This is a genomic window from Mycobacterium sp., from assembly GCF_035623875.1.
Classification (GTDB): domain Bacteria; phylum Actinomycetota; class Actinomycetes; order Mycobacteriales; family Mycobacteriaceae; genus Mycobacterium.
In genome coordinates this window covers 1-18,355 of record NZ_DASPSP010000043.1, presented here as the reverse complement: position 1 = coordinate 18,355, position 18,355 = coordinate 1, and the positions used below count along the sequence as shown (strand labels likewise).

Below are 18,355 nucleotides of genomic sequence, written 5' to 3'. Positions count from 1 at the left end.
CGATTCGACGACACCGCGTGCGAGTCACTGGCCGAATTTCTCGACCCGGGCGCGTTGACGTACCTGCGTGACTTCCGCTTTGGCGGTGACGTCGACGGCTATGCCGAGGGTGAGCTGTACTTCCCTGGGTCTCCGGTGCTTTCGGTGCACGGCAGCTTCGCCGAATGCGTGGTGCTCGAGACGCTGGCGTTGTCGATCTTCAACCACGACAGCGCCGTTGCGTCGGCCGCCGCGCGGATGGTCAGCGCAGCCGAGGGGCGGCCGTTGATCGAAATGGGCTCACGCCGCACCCATGAGCGGGCCGCGGTCGCTGCGGCCCGCGCTGCCTACATCGCCGGCTTCGCCGCGTCATCCAACCTGGAGGCCCGCCGTCGCTACGGTGTGCCGACGGAAGGCACCAGCGCACACGCGTTCACCCTGCTACACAACGGCGACAAGCCCGACGAACTGGCCGCGTTCGCGGCACAGGTCGACGCACTCGGTCCCGGCACCACGCTGCTGGTCGACACCTACGACGTGACGACCGGTGTGGACAACGCGGTAGCGGCCGCCGGCACCGGACTCGGCGCGGTGCGCATCGACTCCGGAGACTTGGGCGTGCTGGCTCGTCAGGTCCGCGCGCAGCTCAATCGGCTGGGGGCGACGCAGACCCGCATCGTGGTCTCCGGTGACCTGGACGAATTCGCCATCGCCGGGTTGCGGGCCGAACCCGTCGACAGCTATGGGGTCGGCACCTCGCTGGTCACCGGGTCGGGCGCGCCGACGGCGAGCATGGTCTACAAGCTGGTCGAAGTCGACGGCACGCCCGTCGAGAAGCGCAGCGCCCACAAAGAGTCTCACGGCGGCCGCAAAGAGGCTCTGCGGCTAAGCCGTCCGACCGGCACGATCACCGAGGAGATCGTGCATCCCGCGGGTCACCCACCACAGACCAGTGAGCCGTCCCGGGTGGTGACGATTCCGCTGGTGCGCGACGGCAAGGCGGTGACTGATATGGACCTTGGCGTGGCGCGCGACCTGGTGGTGTCGGGCTTGCGAAGCTTGCCGTGGGAGGGTCTGATGTTGTCGCACGGCGATCCGGCGATTCCCACCACGCAGATCCCGGTCCGACGCCGGCCCATCGACCACCAGGAGTAGCCACGCCCGACGAGTTGCCGACGTCCGTGCCTGAGCTGCTGGCCACCGCGGTGGCAGCGCTGGGCGGCAGTCAACGCAGCGGCCAACTGCAGATGGCCACCGCGGTTGCCCACGCGTTCGAAACCGGAGAACACCTGGCAGTGCAGGCGGGAACCGGCACCGGAAAGTCGTTGGCCTACCTTGTTCCGGCGATTGCCCGCGCGGTGTCCGACGACACGCCGGTCGTGGTGTCCACCGCGACGATCGCCTTGCAGCGTCAACTGGTCAATCGCGATCTGCCCCAGCTCGTCGACGCGCTCACCGATGCCCTGCCCCGCGCGCCGAGATTCGCCCTGCTTAAGGGCCGCCAAAATTACCTGTGCTTGAACAAGATTCACAACGGATCGGCGGCAAGCTCGGACGACGAATCACCCGACGAGCTTTTTGAGCCGCAGGCACTCACCGCACTGGGTCGCGACGTGCAACGGCTCACCGCCTGGGCCTCGACGACAGAGTCCGGCGATCGCGACGACCTCAAGCCGGGTGTCGCCGACCGATCCTGGTCACAGGTCAGCGTGTCCGCACGGGAATGCCTCGGCATGGCACGCTGCCCGTTCGGCACCGAATGCTTCGCCGAACGCGCCCGCGCCACGGCCGGCGGTGCCGATATTGTCGTCACCAACCACGCCCTGCTGGCCATCGACGCTGTCGCCGACTCGGCCGTGCTGCCCGAACACCAGCTGCTGGTCGTCGACGAGGCGCACGATCTGGTGGACCGGGTGACCGCGGTGGCCAGCAGCGAACTGACGTCGACCGCACTCGGTGTTGCCTCGCGGCGAATCACCAAGCTGGTCGAACCCGAACTGCTGCAACGGTGGGAAGGCGCGTCCACCAGGTTCACCACCGCGATCCAGGACGCCCAAATAATAGCGCCGGGCCGTATCGATCACCTCGACGACGAGCTGACGACGCACCTCACCGCGCTGCGCGATGCGGCCAGTGCCGCGCGTTCGGCGATCGATACGTCGCCGGCCGATACCAAAGCCGCGTCGGCGCGCGCCGAGGCCGTCGCCAGTCTCACCGAGATCGCCGACACCGCATCGCGGATGCTGACGTCGTTCACGCCGGCGATCCCCGACCGCACCGACGTGGTCTGGCTCGAGCACGAGGACAACCGCGGTTCGACACGTGCGGTGCTGCGGGTGGCGCCGCTGTCGGTGGCCGGACTGCTGCGCAACCGGTTGTTCGCCGGCGCGACGGCGGTGTTGACGTCGGCGACCCTGACCGTCGGCGGCTCCTTCGACGCGATGGCGACCGCCTGGGGCCTGGCGGACGCGCAGGATGACACCGAAACACCTTGGCGTGGAATCGATGTCGGGTCGCCGTTCCAGCACGCCAAAGCCGGGATCCTCTATGTCGCGGCGCATCTGCCCCCGCCGGGCCGCGACGGCACCGGCTCGGCCGAGCAGCTCAGTGAGATCGCCGAGCTGGTCACCGCGGCGGGCGGGCGGACGCTCGGGCTGTTCTCGTCGATGCGGGCGGCCCGCGCCGCCGCCGAAGCGATGGCCGAACGACTCTCGACGCCGGTGTTGTGCCAGGGCGACGACAGCACCGCCGCGCTCGTCGAGCAGTTCAGCGCCGATCCGGCGACGTCGCTGTTCGGCACGCTGTCGCTATGGCAGGGCGTCGACGTGCCCGGCCCGTCGTTGTCGTTGGTGATCATCGACCGCATTCCGTTCCCACGGCCAGACGATCCGCTGCTGTCCGCCCGGCAGCGGGCGGTGGCCGCACGCGGCGGCAACGGCTTCATGGCCGTCGCCGCCAGCCACGCCGCGCTGCTGCTGGCGCAGGGCGCCGGACGGCTGCTGCGTGGCGTTGACGACCGCGGGGTGGTCGCGGTACTGGACTCCCGGATGGCCACCGCCCGTTATGGCGGCTACCTGCGCGCCTCTTTGCCGCCGTTCTGGCCAACGACTGATGCCGCGGCTGTGCGCGCGGCCCTGGCCCGGCTGCGAAGCGCGCAGGAGGCCCGCTCAGCCTGACGGACGGCCCGGCTCGTCAGCGCGGGCCGGCCAGCGTGACCAGCCCAAGCTCCGATCCGGATGCCAGCATCGGATGATTCGGCAGCACTCGCACGGTGTAACCGACTGAGCCGGCGACCGGCAGCGGCGTCGTCGTGGCGAAAACATGATCGCCACCGGCCGCGGTGCCGGTGTACGGCATCTCGACGGTGACTGGGTCCACCAACGCGTCGCCGGCGTCAACCCTGCCGACCACCGCCTGGACGGCGACCTCCTCGGGCCGCAGCCCGGCCAGCTGCACGGTCGCGGTCAGGGTCAGCTTCGATCCGAGCACCGGAGTGTCCGGCAGCCCGGTGCTGTCGACGTCGGTGACCTCGATGTGTGGCCACGCCTCGAACGCTCGCAGGCGATAGGCGGCCAGCTCGCGGGCCGGGTCGAACGCCACCTGCCCGTCACCGTCAACCGTCACGGTCCTGCGCAGCGACTGCGCCGCAGGCATGTAATAGCGCTCGACATAGTCGCGCACCATCCGGGAGGCCAGCACTTTTGGGCCAAGCGTCTGCAGGGTGTGGCGGACCATCTCGATCCACCGGCTCGGTACCGCGTGCTCATCGCGCTCGTAGAACGTCGGCGCCACGGATTTCTGCAGCAGGTCGTAGAGCGCCGCCGCCTCCAGGTCGTCACGACGGCCCTCGTCTGCCACCCCGGAGGCCGATGGTATCGCCCAACCGTTCTCGCCGTCGTACCACTCGTCCCACCAGCCGTCGCGGATGGACAGGTTCAGCCCGCCGTTGAGCGCGCTCTTCATCCCCGATGTGCCGCACGCCTCCAGCGGGCGCAGCGGGTTATTCAACCAGACGTCGCAGCCCCAATACAGCGGCCGGGCCATCGACATGTCGTAGTCCGGCAGGAATGCGATGCGGTGGCGCACCTCGGGTCGGTCGGCGAACTGCACCACCTGCTGGATCAGCCCTTTGCCTCCGTCGTCGGCGGGGTGCGACTTGCCGGCAACGATCAGCTGGATCGGCCGGTGTTCGTCGAGCAGCAACTGTTCCAGCCGGTCCGGATCGCGCAGCATCAGCGTCAGCCGTTTGTAGGTCGGGACCCGTCGAGCGAACCCGATGGTCAGCACGTCCGGATCGAATGCCGCCTCGATCCAACCCAATTCGGCATCGGGTGCACCACGTTCGAGCCACGACCGCCGCAGCCGCGCCCGGACATCCTCGACCAGCAGCGCCCGCAGTTGCGACCGAATCCACCACAGATGACCGGGGTCGACCTCCTGCAGCCGCAGCCAGACGCCCGGATCACTGAACGACGAGTCCGACCCCGCCAGTTCGCGACCCAGCTCCAGCCACTGCGACGCCGCCCAGGTGCGGGCATGCACACCGTTGGTGATCGAGCCGATCGGCACCTCGTCGGGGTCGAATCCGGGCCACAGCTCGTTGAACATGGCCCGACTGACCCTGCCGTGCAGCAGCGACACGCCGTTGGCGCGCTGCGCCAGCCGCAGGCCCATGTGGGCCATGTTGAACTTCTCCGGATCGTCCTCGGCGCCCAGCGCCTGGATCCGGGCCAGCGGCACACCCGGCAGCAGCGCTCGTCCAGCATTGCCGCCGGGGCCGTCTGGATCATCTGCGAAGTACCGCTGCACCATCTCCATCGGAAACCGGTCGATACCGGCGGGGACCGGGGTGTGCGTGGTGAACACCGTGCTGGAGCGGACCACGGTCAGCGCGGTATCGAAATCCAGCCCGGCATCGACGAGTTCGCGGATGCGCTCGGCGCCGAGGAATCCGGCGTGGCCCTCGTTCATGTGGTACACCTCGGGCGCCGGCAGCCCTTGGATGGCCGTGAAGGCCCGGATGGCTCGTATGCCGCCGATGCCGGCCAGGATCTCCTGCTGCATGCGATGCTCCTGATCGCCGCCGTAGAGGCGATCGGTGACCCCACGCAGGTCGTGCTCGTTCTCCGGAATGTCGGAATCCAATAGCAGCAGCGGAACACGGCCTACTTGAGCTACCCAGATCCGCGCGCGCAACCGGCCGGAGTCCGGCAGCGCCAGCTCAACCAGCGCCGGCGCGCCGGCACCGTCGGTGAGCAGCCGCAACGGCAGCCCCTGCGGGTCCAGCGCCGGGTAGTTTTCGTGCTGCCAACCGTCGGCTGTCAGCGACTGCCGGAAGTAGCCGGAGCGGTAGTACAGGCCCACAGCGATCAGCGGTAATCCGAGATCCGACGCGGACTTCAGATGATCGCCGGCCAGGATTCCCAAGCCACCCGAGTAGTTCGGCAACACCTCGGCGACCCCGAACTCCATCGAGAAGTAGGCAATGCCGTGGGGCATGGCACCGCCGTTGTCTTGTTGCTGCTGATACCACAGCGGGCGGCTCAGATAGTCGTTCAGATCGGCCGCCAACTCGTCGAGCCGGTTCAGGAACCCACCGTCGAGCGCCAATTCGTCGAGCCGCGCCGGGCTTACTGCGCCCAGCAAGGCCACCGGATCCTGACCGCATCGCGTCCACAGCGCCGGATCGATCGCCCCGAAGAGCTCCCGCGTCGGCTTATCCCACGACCACCGCAGGTTAGTTGATAGCTGTTCGAGCGCCCCCAGGCGTTCCGGAAGGTGGGCACGGACCGTGAACCTACGGAGGGCTTTCACGGGTCCTTACCTTACTGACCACAGCCCGTGGTTCGCCTTCCGAACAGAGGCGCGCATCCCACCCCCAGGTGTGGCCCGACACTACGGTGGGTATTGGGCGCACAGGGCTTGTTGTAGGAGAACTTTGTGAAAACAAGAACGCTGCAGTGTGGCCGCGCCCTGGACGACAACGGACGAGAGAACCGGAGGGAAGTGGCGGTGCCCGGTCGTGTCGAGATCGATGACGTCGCGCCCGTCGTATCCTGCGGCGCGTATCCGGCAAAAGCTGTGGTCGGCGAGGTGGTTCCGGTCCGCGCAGCGGTATGGCGTGAGGGTCAAGACGCGGTCGCGGCGACGCTGGTGGTGCGCTACCTCGGGCCGCGGTACCCACTGGTAGGCGAAACCCGGCGGCTCAAGGCGGTGCAAGCCCCTGCGGTGACCCAAACCGCCGCTGAGCCCCTGCCTCGGGTCAAGCCGCTGCTCCTCCCGATGAGCATGGGCCAGGAGCCCTACGTTTTCCACGGTCAGTTCACCCCGGACAGCGTTGGGTTGTGGACGTTTCGGGTGGACGGCTGGGGTGACCCGTTTCATACCTGGCGGCACGCGGTAGAGACCAAGCTGGAGGCCGGCCAGGGCGAGAACGAGCTATCCAACGATCTGCTGTTGGGCGCACGGCTACTCGAACGCGCCGCGACCGGTGTTCCCCGTAGTCAACGCGATCCGTTGCACGCCGCCGTCGCCGCCCTACAAGCGCCGGGCGATCCGGTTTCCCGGGCTGCGCTGGCGTTGACCTCTGGGGTCGACGACCTTCTGACGAAATACCCGCTGCGCGAGCTGGTCACCCGCGGCGAGCAATACGGAGTGTGGGTCGATCGGCCGCTGGCCAGCTTCGGCTCGTGGTACGAGATGTTCCCCCGCTCGACCGGCGGCTGGGACACCGACGGAAACCCGGTGCACGGTAACTTCGCGACCGCAGCAGCAGCATTGCCCCGGATCGCGGAGATGGGCTTCGACGTGGTGTACCTGCCACCGATCCACCCGATCGGCAAGGTGCATCGCAAGGGCCGCAACAACACCGCGACCGCTGTCCCTGGTGACGTCGGTTCGCCATGGGCGATCGGGAGTGACGAGGGCGGCCACGACGCGGTGCATCCGCAACTGGGCACGATCGACGACTTCGACGATTTTGTCTCAGCAGTGCAGGAATTGGGTATGGAGGTGGCTCTCGATCTGGCGTTGCAATGCGCGCCCGATCACCCGTGGGCCTCCGAACACCGCGAGTGGTTCACCGAATTGCCCGACGGCACCATCGCCTACGCGGAAAACCCGCCGAAGAAGTACCAAGACATTTACCCGATCAACTTCGCCAATGACCCCGCCGGGCTGTACGACGAGGTGCTGCGTGTGGTGCGGCACTGGGTGGACCACGGGGTGAAGGTTTTCCGGGTCGACAATCCGCACACTAAGCCGCCCGACTTCTGGGTGTGGCTGATCGGTCAGGTGAAAGCAATCGATCCCGATGTGCTGTTTTTATCCGAGGCGTTCACACCGCCGGCCCGGCAGTTCGGGCTCGCCAAGCTGGGCTTCACCCAGTCATACACGTACTTCACCTGGCGCACGTCGAAGTGGGAGCTCACCCAATTCGGCCAGGAGATACCCGAACTCGCCGACTTCCGTCGTCCCAATTTGTTCGTCAACACCCCGGACATCCTGCATGCCGTACTGCAACACAACGGCCCGGGCATGTTCGCGATACGTGCGGTGCTGGCAGCAACAATGAGCCCGGCCTGGGGGATGTACTCCGGCTATGAACTCTTCGAACACGTCGCGATGTTGGAGGGCAGTGAGGAATATCTCGACTCCGAGAAGTACGAGCTGCGACCCCGCGACTTCGCGGGCGCGCTGGCGGCGGGACGGTCGCTGGAGCCATTTATCGCACGGCTGAACAACATTCGTCGACTCCATCCCGCTCTTCACCAGCTGCGAAACATCACGTTCCACGCTATCGACAGCGACGCATTGCTGGCGTACAGCAAGTTCGACCCGATCACCGGCGACTGTGTGCTGGTGGTGGTCACGCTCAATGCATTCGGGCCGGAGGAAGCGACGTTGTGGTTGGACATGGCCGCATTGGGTATGGAGCACTACCAGCGGTTCTGGGTCCGAGACGAGATGACCGGCGAGGAATACCAATGGGGACAAGCCAACTACGTACGAATCGACCCTGGCCGCGCACCCGCCCACATCATCAACATGCCGCTCATACCGCCCGAATCCCGAATGACGCTGCTGCGCCGGAGGTGACGCCGCGATGAAGCCCACCGACCAACTCGCCAGGACTCACCTGGCGCCCCAACCCAGCGACTTGGCCCGCCTGCTGGCCGGTGAGCACCACAATCCGCACGGCGTCCTGGGTGCCCACGAGTACGGTGACCATACGATCATCCGGGCCTTCCGGCCGCACGCCACCGAAGTGGTCGCACTGGTCGGCGAGGACCGGTTTCCGCTGCAGCACATCGACTCCGGATTGTTCGCGGTGGCGCTGCCGTTCACCGACCTCATCGACTATCGCCTTGAGGTAAGTTACCGCGGCTCCGACCGGCACACGGCCGCCGACGCCTACCGCTTCCTGCCGACGCTGGGCGAGGTCGATCTGCATCTATTCGGCGAGGGACGCCACGAACGACTATGGGAAGTGCTGGGCGCCCATCCGCGCTCGTTTACCACCGCCGACGGTGTGGTCGAGGGTGTGTCGTTCGCGGTGTGGGCGCCCAACGCCAAAGGGGTCGGCTTGATCGCAGAGTTCAACGGCTGGAACGGCAACGATGCCCCGCTGCGGGTACTGGGCTCGTCGGGTGTGTGGGAGTTGTTCTGGCCGGGCTTCCCACCCGATGGCCTCTACAAGTTCCGGGTGCACGGGGCTGACGGCTCTGTCACAGACCGGGCCGACCCCTTCGCATTCGCCACCGAGGTGCCACCGCATACGGCGTCGCGGGTGACCGTGAGCGACTACTGCTGGGGTGACGACAGCTGGATGACAGCCCGCGCCCAGCGTAATCCGGTGTTCGAGCCGATGAGCGCCTACGAAGTCCATCTGGGCTCGTGGCGACCGGGCCTGTCCTATCGCGAACTTGCCCGCGAGCTGACGGATTACGTAGTAGCACACGGGTTTACCCACGTCGAGTTGCTGCCCGTGGCTGAGCATCCATTCGCCGGGTCCTGGGGATACCAGGTCACTTCCTACTATGCGCCGACCTCGCGATTCGGCACACCGGACGAATTCCGGGCCCTCGTCGACGCGCTGCACCAGGCTGGAATCGGTGTCATCGTGGACTGGGTCCCGGCCCACTTCCCCAAGGACGCATGGGCGCTGGGACGTTTCGACGGCACACCGCTATACGAACACTCCGATCCCCGTCGTGGCGAGCAACTCGACTGGGGTACTTACGTGTTCGACTTCGGCCGCGCCGAGGTGCGCAATTTCCTGGTGGCTAATGCGCTGTACTGGCTGGCGGAATTCCACATCGACGGCCTGCGAGTCGACGCCGTCGCTTCGATGCTCTACCTGGACTATTCGCGCCCCGCCGGCGGCTGGACACCGAACATCTACGGCGGCCGGGAGAACCTGGAAGCCGTGCAGTTCTTGCAGGAGATGAATGCCACCGCGCACAAGGCGGCACCGGGAATCGTCACCATTGCCGAGGAGTCGACATCGTGGCCAGGCGTATCGAGACCAACTAGCGTTGGCGGCCTTGGCTTTTCGATGAAATGGAATATGGGCTGGATGCATGACACCCTCGATTACATCAGCCACGATCCGGTTCATCGCAGTTACCACCACCACGAGATCACCTTCTCGATGCTCTACGCGTTCAGCGAGAACTTCGTGCTACCGATCAGCCACGACGAGGTGGTACACGGCAAGGGCACGCTGTGGTCGCGGATGCCGGGCAACGACCATGTCAAGGCGGCGGGGTTGCGCAGCCTGCTGGCCTACCAGTGGGCGCACCCGGGCAAGCAGCTGCTGTTCATGGGCCAGGAATTCGGGCAGCGCGCCGAATGGTCCGAGGAACGCGGCCTGGACTGGTTCCAACTCGATGAGAACGGCTTCTCCAACGGGATCTCGCGCCTGGTCAACGACCTCAACAAGATCTACCGCGGCCGCCCGGCGCTGTGGAGCCAGGACACCACGCCGGCAGGCTACTCCTGGATCGACGCCAACGACTCCGCCAATAACGTGCTGAGCTTCCTGCGGTACGGCAGCGACGGCTCGGTGATGGCCTGCGTGTTCAATTTCGCAGGTACGGAGCACAGCGGCTATCGTCTCGGCCTGCCCAGCGCCGGGCGGTGGCGTGAGGTGCTCAACACCGATGCGACCGACTACAACGGCACCGGGATCGGCAACCTCGGCGGTGTCGACGCAACCGATGAGCCATGGCACGGCCGTCCGGCATCCGCGGTATTGGTGTTGCCGCCCACGTCGGCGCTGTGGCTGGAGCCCGAATAGGCGACTAGTACAGCGCGTTGGCGAGGTTGCGCCGCCCCGTGATGACGTCGGGGTCGGCGGGGTCGAACAGTTCGAACAACTCGATGAGCCGCGTGCGCACTGAGGTTCGCTCGTCACCGGACGTCTGCCGCACCAATGCGACCAGCCGGTCGAAGGCGCCCTGCACATCCTGGTTGAGGATCTGCACATCGGCAGCGGCGAACGCGGCTTCGATGTCACCAGGAGCGGCATCGGCGACGGCCACCGCATCAGGGTGCTGCGCGGTAGCGCGCATCAAGAAGGCGAGCTGGCGTACTGCACCCTTCGCCTCGGCGTGGTTTGGATCGTCGTCCAGGATCGCCTGATACGAATCGGACGCGGCGGCGAAGTCACCGTCCTGGAGCTGCTGGCGCGCCTGCGCGAGTGCCGGATCTACCGCCTCGGGTTCTTCGGAAGTCGTTGCGCCGCTGAGCTTTCCCGCAGTTGCCGACAGCAGCGAATCGATCCAGCGACGTAACTGGTCCGGCGGCTGAACACCCTGAAAGCTTGAAAGTGGCTGCCCGCCAGCCAAAGCCACGACGGTTGGGACCACTTCCACACCGAATATCTGGGCCACTCGGGGAGCCGTGTCGACGTTGACGCTCGCCAGTGACCACTTGCCGTTGTCGGCGGCGGAGAGGCTGGACAAAATGTCGGCCAACTGGAGGCAGACATCGCTGCGCGGCGACCACAACAGCACGACGACCGGCACCTGGTTGGACCGCAGCAGCACCTCTTCTTCGAAGTTGGCTTCGTTGATCTCGGTGCCGATGGGCGTCGCTGATCGTCCCGCTGCGGCATCGCCGCCGGACGGCGCGCTTTGCTTGAGGGCGGACAAGTCGACCGCACCGGCCATCGCAGGACCAATCGGAGGTCGAGGATGGGTCACGTCGTTAAGTCTGGCATGTCGCTTTGCGCCCCGATCCACCCGGTTGCGGCGTTGAGGCCCTCTCTCGTATTCATATGACCAAAATCACATCAGCCGTCGAATTTGCCCGTGCTCACCATGCCAGCAACCATGTTCGTCGCGGCAACCGAACACATTGGCGAGCTCATCCCGGCTGCGTGTCATGCCGTGTTACCGGCGCGCTAGCCGGCCCGCAGGATCAGCGCGTCGCCCTGACCGCCTGCACCGCACAGCGCCGCGACGCCGTATCCGGAGCCCCGGCGCGCCAGTTCGAGAGCGGCGTGCAGGATGATCCGAGCTCCGGACATGCCGATTGGATGCCCCACCGCGATCGCACCGCCGTTGACGTTGACGATGTCGGGATCAACGCCCAATTCCTGCGTCGAGGCCAGTGCCACCGCCGAAAACGCCTCGTTGATCTCGACCACATCGAGTTGGTCGACGGAGATACCTTCACGGCTAAGCGCTTTTTTGATCGCGTTGGCGGGCTGTGACTGCAGCGTCGAGTCCGGGCCGGCCACCACGCCGTGTGCACCGATCTCGACCAGCCATGACAATCCCAGCTCGGTGGCCTTGTCCTTGTTCATCACGACCACCGCGGCCGCGCCGTCGGAAATCTGCGATGCCGATCCGGCCGTGATGGTGCCGTCACGACGAAACGCCGGCTTGAGACCGGCCAGCGATTCGGCGGTGGTGTTGGCGCGAATGCCCTCATCCTCGTTGAACTGCAAGGGATCGCCCTTGCGCTGCGGGATGTTCACCGGCACGACTTCGTCGGCGAAGACACCGTCCTTCCATGCCGCGGCGGCCTTCTGGTGCGATCGCGCGGCGAATTCGTCCTGCTCGAGACGGGTGAACTTGTCGACATCGTTGCGCTGCTCGGTCAGCGCGCCCATCGGCTGGTCGGTGAACACGTCGTGCAGGCCGTCGTAAGCCATATGGTCCAAAATCGTCACGTCGCCGTACTTGTAGCCAGCGCGGCTATCCATCAGCAGGTGCGGCGCCTTGGTCATGGATTCCTGGCCACCGGCCACCACCACGTCGAACTCACCGACCCGAATGAGCTGGTCAGCCAGCGCGATGGCATCGATGCCGGACAGACACATCTTGTTGATGGTCAGTGCCGGCACGTCCCACCCGATACCGGCCGCCACCGCCGCCTGGCGTGCGGGCATCTGGCCGGCCCCGGCAGTCAGCACCTGACCCATGATCAAGTATTCGACCGCTGAGGCGGGCACCTTGGCCTTCTCCAGAGCACCGGCAATCGCGATGGCGCCCAGATCGCTGCCGGAGAAATCCTTCAGCGAACCCATCAACTTGCCGATGGGGGTGCGTGCTCCAGCAACGATCACCGATGTCGTCATGGCTACCTCCTAAGCGGGGCTTTAACCGCCGATCCCGCGGATCGGGGAAGCAGAATCTTTCCCGTCAGGTTACCGTTACGTTATGACCACCGATCAAGTCGACGCCGGTCGAGTGCTGGCCACCGCACTGGTGACGGCGGTCGATCACGTCGGCATCGCGGTTCTCGACCTCGACGCCGCGATCGCGTGGTACCACGACCACCTGGGCATGATCGTCCTGCATGAGGAAATCAACGACGACCAGGGGATTCGCGAGGCCATGTTGTCGGTCCGCGGCGCGCCGGTCGGCAGCGCCCAGGTGCAACTGATGGCCCCGATCGACGAGTCGTCGGTGATCGCGAAGTTCATCGACAAGCGCGGCCCCGGCATCCAGCAGCTGGCTTACCGCGTCAGTGACCTCGAGACCCTCACCGAGCGGCTGCGTGAGCACGGAGTCCGGCTACTCTATGAGGCACCCCGACGCGGCACAGCGAACTCGCGGATCAACTTCATCCATCCCAAGGACGCTGGCGGGGTTCTCATCGAGTTGGTGGAACCAGCCGCCGACGCGGACTCTGCGCACTGAGTTTCAAGACCACTTTCGGGTGGGCGCGCGGGTTGCCCGATTGATCCAGCACGGCGTGTGCCAGTGCCGCCGGTCGTCGACCGCGGCCTCACTGGAATCCGCTAACCACACCACCACATGTGCGGTGCCCGAACGGATTTCATGATCGCATCCAGGGCAGCGATACGTCTTGACGGTCCGCGCGGCGGCGACAGGTCGCACTTCGTAGTCGTGGCCGTCTGGCCCGGTTTCCACCCGGCGTTGCGCAGGCAGCGGCCGTAGCGGCTGCTGCCTGCGTGGTGGGGTACGGCGCCGAGGCATGACACCAGTCTAGTGAGACACCTTAGAACAGACGGTATTCGTTAGAGTCCATCCCGCGCATCTTATCGTAATCCAGTGTAAGACAACGGATTCCGCGATCGATCGCCAAGGTTTTTGCTTGCGGCTTGATCTGCTGCGCAGCTAATACCCCACGCACCGGCGCGAGCACACTGTCGCGGTTGAGCAACTCGAGGTAGCGGGTGAGCTGCTCAACGCCGTCGATCTCCCCGCGGCGCTTGATCTCCACTGCGACCGAGCCACCCTGTTCATCGCGGCACAGCAGGTCGACCGGCCCGATCGCCGTCATGTACTCGCGGCGTACCAACGTATATCCGGCGCCGAGCAACTCCACGTGCTCGGCGAGAAGCGCTTGCAGGTGGGCTTCGACGCCGTGCTTGACCAGCCCGGGGTCGACGCCTAAATCATGGCTGGAATCGTGCTCGACGTCCTCGATAGTGATGCGCAATTGCTCGCCGGCTTTGTTCTCCACCACCCACACCGGCAGTGCGCCGTCCTGCTCTTCGGTGAGCCAACACGGCGGGCTCATCCAGTTCAGCGGCTTGTAGGCGCGGTCGTCGGCGTGCACGCTCACCGAGCCGTCCGCCTTGACCAGCAGTAGTCGACGGGCCGACGGCAGATGAGCGGTGAGTCGGCCGAGATAGTCGACTGTGCACCGGGCAATGACGAGACGCACGCGACTCACCTTAAGCGCGAGCCGCCTGACGAATTAGGCTGACGCCACGATGATGGCCACACGAACGGTCGCGCAACGGCTGGGCCGGCTTCTGGAGATAGTCACCCGACAGAGCGGTCGGCTACCAGAGACCCCGGCGTACGGCTCCTGGTTACTCGGGCGCCCGTCGGAAAGTCAGAGCCGCCGGCGGGTACGCATTCAGCTCATCCTGACCGTCTTCATCGTCGCGACGAATCTGGTCGGCATCGGCGTCACCGTGCTGTTGCTGACCATCGCCTTCCCGGCGCCCAGCATCTTCAGCGACGCACCCCTGTGGATCACGTTCGCCGTCGCGCCCGGATACATCGCTATCGCGCTCGCGCTCGGAACCTATCTGATCACCCGTCGGCTCATAACGGCCCTGCGATGGGCAATCGAGGAACGCAAACCCACGCCCGCCGATGAGCGCGCGACCTTCCTGGCCCCGCTGTGGCTGGCACTTGGCGTGCTCGCCCTCTGGGGAATCGGAGCTGCCTTGTTGACGACGCTCTACGGGCTGGCCGACAGCACGTTCATCCCAATCGTGGGCTTCTCGGTCAGCTTCTGCGGCATTCTGGTCTCCACCGCTTGCTACCTGTTGACCGAGTTTGCGCTGCGCCCGGTGGCCGCCCAAGCGCTCGAGGCCGGGCGAGTTCCACGGCGATTGGCACCGGGGATCATGGGCCGGACGCTGACGGTCTGGTTACTGAGTTCCGGCGTGCCGGTTCTCGGCATCGCGCTGACCGCGTTCTTCGCTCTGACGCTGCGCAATCTGAGCGAGACGCAGTTGGGCGTGGCGGTGTTGATCATTGCGACCGCAACGCTGATCTTCGGATTCGTGTTGATGTGGATCCTGTCTTGGCTGACCGCGACGCCGGTGCGGGTAGTACGCGCGGCGCTCAAGCGTGTCGAACAGGGCGATCTCCGAGGCGATCTGGTGGTCTTCGATGGAACAGAGCTCGGCGAGTTGCAGCGTGGTTTCAACTCGATGGTCGACGGCTTGCGCGAGCGCGAACGAGTGCGCGACCTGTTCGGCCGTCACGTCGGACGCGAAGTCGCCGCCGCCGCCGAGCGGGAAAAGCCAAAACTCGGCGGCGAAGAACGGTATGTCGCAGTCGTTTTCGTCGATATCGTCGGCTCGACGCAATTGGTGACGGGCCGCGCCGCCGCGGAAGTCGTGCAGCTGCTGAATCGCTTCTTCGCGGTGATCGTCGAAGAGGTGGACCGCCGTTGCGGACTGGTCAACAAGTTCGAGGGCGATGCCGTATTGGCGGTGTTCGGCGCGCCAAACCGCCTCGACCGACCCGAGGACCACGCGCTCGCCGCCGCCCGCGCCATCGCTAGTCGACTCGACAGCGAGGTTCCCGAGTGCCCGGCCGGTATCGGCGTCACAGCCGGGAAAGCCGTCGCCGGGAATGTGGGCGCCAAAGAGCGGTTCGAATACACGGTAATCGGCGAGCCGGTCAACGAAGCCGCCCGGCTGTGCGAACTGGCCAAGGATGAACCCGGCCGACTACTGGCGTCCTCGGACACCGTCAACGCCGCGAGTGAAAATGAGCGGGCCCGTTGGTCTTTGGGCGAAACGGTGACACTGCGCGGCCACGGCCAGCCGACGCGACTGGCAGCACCCGTGTAGCCGGTCAACAGTAGGTAGTAGACAACATTGCTAGGAGAGAGCTGGCCATGAAGCACCTGGTTCTAACACAGTTCGGGACGCCCTCGGAGTCGGTGGCGCTGCACGACGACCGCGACCCGGCGCCCGGGCCCGGCGATGTGCTGGTGCGCATGGAGGCCGCTCCGGTGAACCCGTCGGACCTGTTGCTGCTGCGCGGTCGGTATTTCGCCCGGCCCGAGCCGCCGGCGCCGGTCGGCGGTGAAGGCGTCGGGATCGTCGTGGACGCCGGGGCACAGGCCGACCGGGGACTTGTGGGCAAGCGGCAAGGTGCTGTTCGCCTTCGATGAACGCCAGTAGGTCGCGGTTGACACTTCGAAAACCTATACCCAGCGCCGCAATCGCGGTCAGCCACGACGATGTCGGTTTTCCGCCAGTAATGTCAGTGGTCGGGTGTAATTGTCGAACCGTGCATGAAGACTTCGACCGCTGCTATCGGGCCGTGCAATCAAAGGACGCCCGATTCGACGGCTGGTTCGTCACGGCGGTGCTGACCACCAGGATATATTGCCGTCCCAGTTGTCCGGTCCGGCCACCGTTCGCCCGCAATGTCCGGTTTTATCCGACTGCGGCGGCTGCCCAACGTGCCGGCTTCCGGGCATGTAAACGCTGCCGGCCGGACGCGTCGCCGGGTTCACCCGAGTGGAACGTCCGCGGGGACCTCGTCGCCCGAGCCATGCGGCTGATCGCCGACGGCACCGTGGACCGCGAAGGTGTCTCCGGTCTTGCCACCCGCCTCGGTTACACCACACGCCAGCTTGAGCGGCTGCTGCAGGCCGAGACCGGTGCCGGCCCGCTTGCACTGGCCCGTGCGCAGCGCACGCAAACCGCGCGGGTACTGATCGAGACCACAGCTCTGCCTTTCGGCGAAGTCGCTTTTGCCGCAGGCTTTTCCAGCATCCGCCAGTTCAACGATACGTTGCGCTCGGTGTGCGACGGCACCCCGACGCAGTTACGCAAACGCGCGGCCGCTCGGTTCGGGCGCGAGGCCGCGTCACCGGGGACGGTGTCGCTGCGCCTGCCAGTACGGGCCCCGTTCGCCTACGAGGGGGTCTTCGGCCATCTGGCCGCCGGCGTGGTGCCTGGATGCGAGGAGGTGCGCGACGGCACCTACCGCCGCACCCTGCGGCTGCCGTCCGGGAACGGCATCGTCAGCCTGACACCCGCCCCCGATCATGTTCGATGTCTGCTGGTGCTCGATGACTTCCGCGACCTGACGACCGCGATCTCCCGTTGCCGGCGGCTATTAGACCTCGACGCCGATCCGGAGGCGGTGGTCGAGGTATTGCAATCTGATCCGGCGCTGGCCCCAGTGGTAGCCGAGGCACCTGGGCAGCGCATACCCCGCACCGTCGACGAGGCCGAACTCGCCGTCCGAGCGGTGTTGGGTCAGCAGGTATCGACCAAGGCCGCGCGAACCCACGCGAGCAGGCTGGTCGCCGCATATGGCCAGTCGGTCCACGACGCCGACGGCGCACTGACGCACACCTTTCCGGCTGTCGAGCAGCTCGCGGACATCGATCCGGCCCATCTGGCCGTCCCGGCGGCGCGTCGGCACACCCTGACCGCCCTGATCGCCGGGCTGGCCGATGGCAGTGTTGTCCTCGACACCGGCTGCGATTGGGACGCGGCCCGCCAGCAATTGCTGGCACTGCCCGGCGTCGGACCGTGGACCGCAGAGGTGATTGCGATGCGCGGTCTGGGCGACCCTGACGCCTTTCCCGTCACCGACCTCGGATTGCGCTTGGCTGCCGAGCAATTGGGCTTGCCGACCGCTCAGCGGGCATTGGATGCACGAAGCCGCCCGTGGCGCCCTTGGCGCTCCTATGCCACGCAGCATCTGTGGACCACGCTGGAGCATCCGGTGAACCACTGGCCATCAAAGGAGATCGCATGATCCACTACTGCACCGTCGACAGCCCGATCGGTCCGTTGGCGCTGGCCGGGCGCGGCGCCGTGCTGACGAACCTGCGCATGCTGAACCAAACCTATGAGCCGAACCGGACGGGCTGGGTGCCCGACGACCAGGCTTTTCCGGATGCGGTCGACCAGCTCGAGGACTACTTCACCGGCAAACGTACCAATTTCGACCTCGAGCTCAACCTGGCGGGTAGCGAGTTTCAGCGACGAGTCTGGCAGGCGCTGCTGACGATTCCGTATGGGGAAACCCGATCGTACGGACAAATCGCAGAACAGATCGGCGCATCCGGCGCGGCTCGCGCCGTCGGGTTGGCAAACGGCCACAATCCGATCGCCATTATCGTCCCGTGTCACCGGGTAATCGGTGCAAACGGAAGTCTTACCGGGTACGGCGGCGGTCTCGATCGTAAACGGTCGCTGCTCGAAATGGAAAAGACTGTGAAATCGGGTAATTTAATGCTGTTCGATTAGGGCCTGTTGATGTAAAAAAGGGCACCTTGGTGGGGTGCCCTTTTTTGGGTGTGTGTTCGGCGGTGTCCTACTTTTCCACCCGGGTTGGGTAGTATCATCGGCGCTGGCAGGCTTAGCTTCCGGGTTCGGGATGGGTCCGGGCGTTTC

Annotated in this window: 14 protein-coding genes and 1 rRNA gene; 9 read left to right on the top strand and 6 right to left on the bottom strand. The window is 65.9% G+C overall.

The genetic code is table 11. The features are described from left to right. On the top strand, nt 1–1,134 hold a 1,134-nt coding region (locus VEI45_RS03900), incomplete at its 5' end, for a nicotinate phosphoribosyltransferase (RefSeq protein WP_324850315.1). Nucleotides 1,135–1,148: 14 nt separating this feature from the next. After that, nucleotides 1,149–3,155, top strand: a complete 2,007-nt coding sequence (locus tag VEI45_RS03895; protein WP_324850313.1) for an ATP-dependent DNA helicase — start codon at nt 1,149–1,151, stop codon at nt 3,153–3,155. 16 nt (nt 3,156–3,171) lie between these two features. On the opposite strand, the gene VEI45_RS03890 is transcribed toward VEI45_RS03895, so the two are convergent. Beyond that, nucleotides 3,172–5,793, bottom strand: coding sequence for a glycosyltransferase family 1 protein (locus tag VEI45_RS03890; protein WP_324850311.1), 2,622 nt, complete (start codon nt 5,791–5,793; stop codon nt 3,172–3,174). Between the two features lie 192 nt (nt 5,794–5,985). Here VEI45_RS03890 and VEI45_RS03885 point away from each other — a divergent pair, with 192 nt between their 5' ends. Then, the gene (locus VEI45_RS03885) at nt 5,986–8,076 is read left to right on the top strand and encodes an alpha-1,4-glucan--maltose-1-phosphate maltosyltransferase (RefSeq protein ID WP_324850317.1); all 2,091 of its coding nucleotides are present in this window, start codon (nt 5,986–5,988) and stop codon (nt 8,074–8,076) included. 7 nt (nt 8,077–8,083) lie between these two features. Beyond that, nucleotides 8,084–10,279 carry a 1,4-alpha-glucan branching protein GlgB gene (gene glgB, locus VEI45_RS03880; protein ID WP_324850309.1) on the top strand — a complete coding sequence of 732 codons (2,196 nt, stop codon included), beginning with the start codon at nt 8,084–8,086 and terminating at the stop codon, nt 10,277–10,279. A 4-nt stretch (nt 10,280–10,283) separates the two neighbouring features. Here glgB and VEI45_RS03875 read toward each other — a convergent pair whose 3' ends face one another. Both VEI45_RS03875 and VEI45_RS03870 read right to left on the bottom strand, forming a co-directional pair. Then, nucleotides 10,284–11,186, bottom strand: a complete 903-nt coding sequence (locus VEI45_RS03875; RefSeq protein WP_324850306.1) for a tetratricopeptide repeat protein — start codon at nt 11,184–11,186, stop codon at nt 10,284–10,286. Between the two features lie 200 nt (nt 11,187–11,386). Continuing rightward, a complete protein-coding gene (locus tag VEI45_RS03870) occupies nt 11,387–12,568 on the bottom strand; it encodes an acetyl-CoA C-acetyltransferase (RefSeq protein ID WP_324850304.1) in 1,182 nt (393 codons plus the stop codon). Between the two features lie 82 nt (nt 12,569–12,650). Between VEI45_RS03870 and mce the strand changes: the two genes are divergently transcribed. Beyond that, nucleotides 12,651–13,133, top strand: a complete 483-nt coding sequence (gene mce / locus VEI45_RS03865) for a methylmalonyl-CoA epimerase (protein WP_324850302.1) — start codon at nt 12,651–12,653, stop codon at nt 13,131–13,133. A 3-nt stretch (nt 13,134–13,136) separates the two neighbouring features. Here mce and VEI45_RS03860 read toward each other — a convergent pair whose 3' ends face one another. Continuing rightward, the gene (locus VEI45_RS03860) at nt 13,137–13,433 is read right to left on the bottom strand and encodes a hypothetical protein (RefSeq protein ID WP_324850300.1); all 297 of its coding nucleotides are present in this window, start codon (nt 13,431–13,433) and stop codon (nt 13,137–13,139) included. A 22-nt stretch (nt 13,434–13,455) separates the two neighbouring features. Continuing rightward, on the bottom strand, nt 13,456–14,127 hold the full coding sequence (gene nucS, locus VEI45_RS03855; RefSeq protein WP_324850298.1) for an endonuclease NucS: 672 nt from the start codon (nt 14,125–14,127) through the stop codon (nt 13,456–13,458). Between the two features lie 49 nt (nt 14,128–14,176). Here nucS and VEI45_RS03850 point away from each other — a divergent pair, with 49 nt between their 5' ends. The 4 genes from VEI45_RS03850 (at nt 14,177) to VEI45_RS03835 (ending at nt 18,208) form a co-directional block, all read left to right on the top strand. Next, nucleotides 14,177–15,781, top strand: coding sequence for an adenylate/guanylate cyclase domain-containing protein (locus VEI45_RS03850; RefSeq protein ID WP_324850296.1), 1,605 nt, complete (start codon nt 14,177–14,179; stop codon nt 15,779–15,781). Between the two features lie 47 nt (nt 15,782–15,828). Beyond that, nucleotides 15,829–16,107, top strand: coding sequence for an alcohol dehydrogenase catalytic domain-containing protein (locus VEI45_RS03845; RefSeq protein WP_324850294.1), 279 nt, complete (start codon nt 15,829–15,831; stop codon nt 16,105–16,107). A 119-nt stretch (nt 16,108–16,226) separates the two neighbouring features. Beyond that, a complete protein-coding gene (locus tag VEI45_RS03840; protein WP_324850292.1) occupies nt 16,227–17,714 on the top strand; it encodes a DNA-3-methyladenine glycosylase 2 family protein in 1,488 nt (495 codons plus the stop codon). Further along, the gene (locus VEI45_RS03835; RefSeq protein WP_324850290.1) at nt 17,711–18,208 is read left to right on the top strand and encodes a methylated-DNA--[protein]-cysteine S-methyltransferase; all 498 of its coding nucleotides are present in this window, start codon (nt 17,711–17,713) and stop codon (nt 18,206–18,208) included. Before VEI45_RS03840 ends, VEI45_RS03835 begins: the two co-directional genes overlap by 4 nt. 54 nt (nt 18,209–18,262) lie before the next feature. Here the strand turns inward: VEI45_RS03835 and rrf are convergent. Next, nucleotides 18,263–18,355 (bottom strand): 5S ribosomal RNA (rrf, locus tag VEI45_RS03830); the annotation flags it as partial.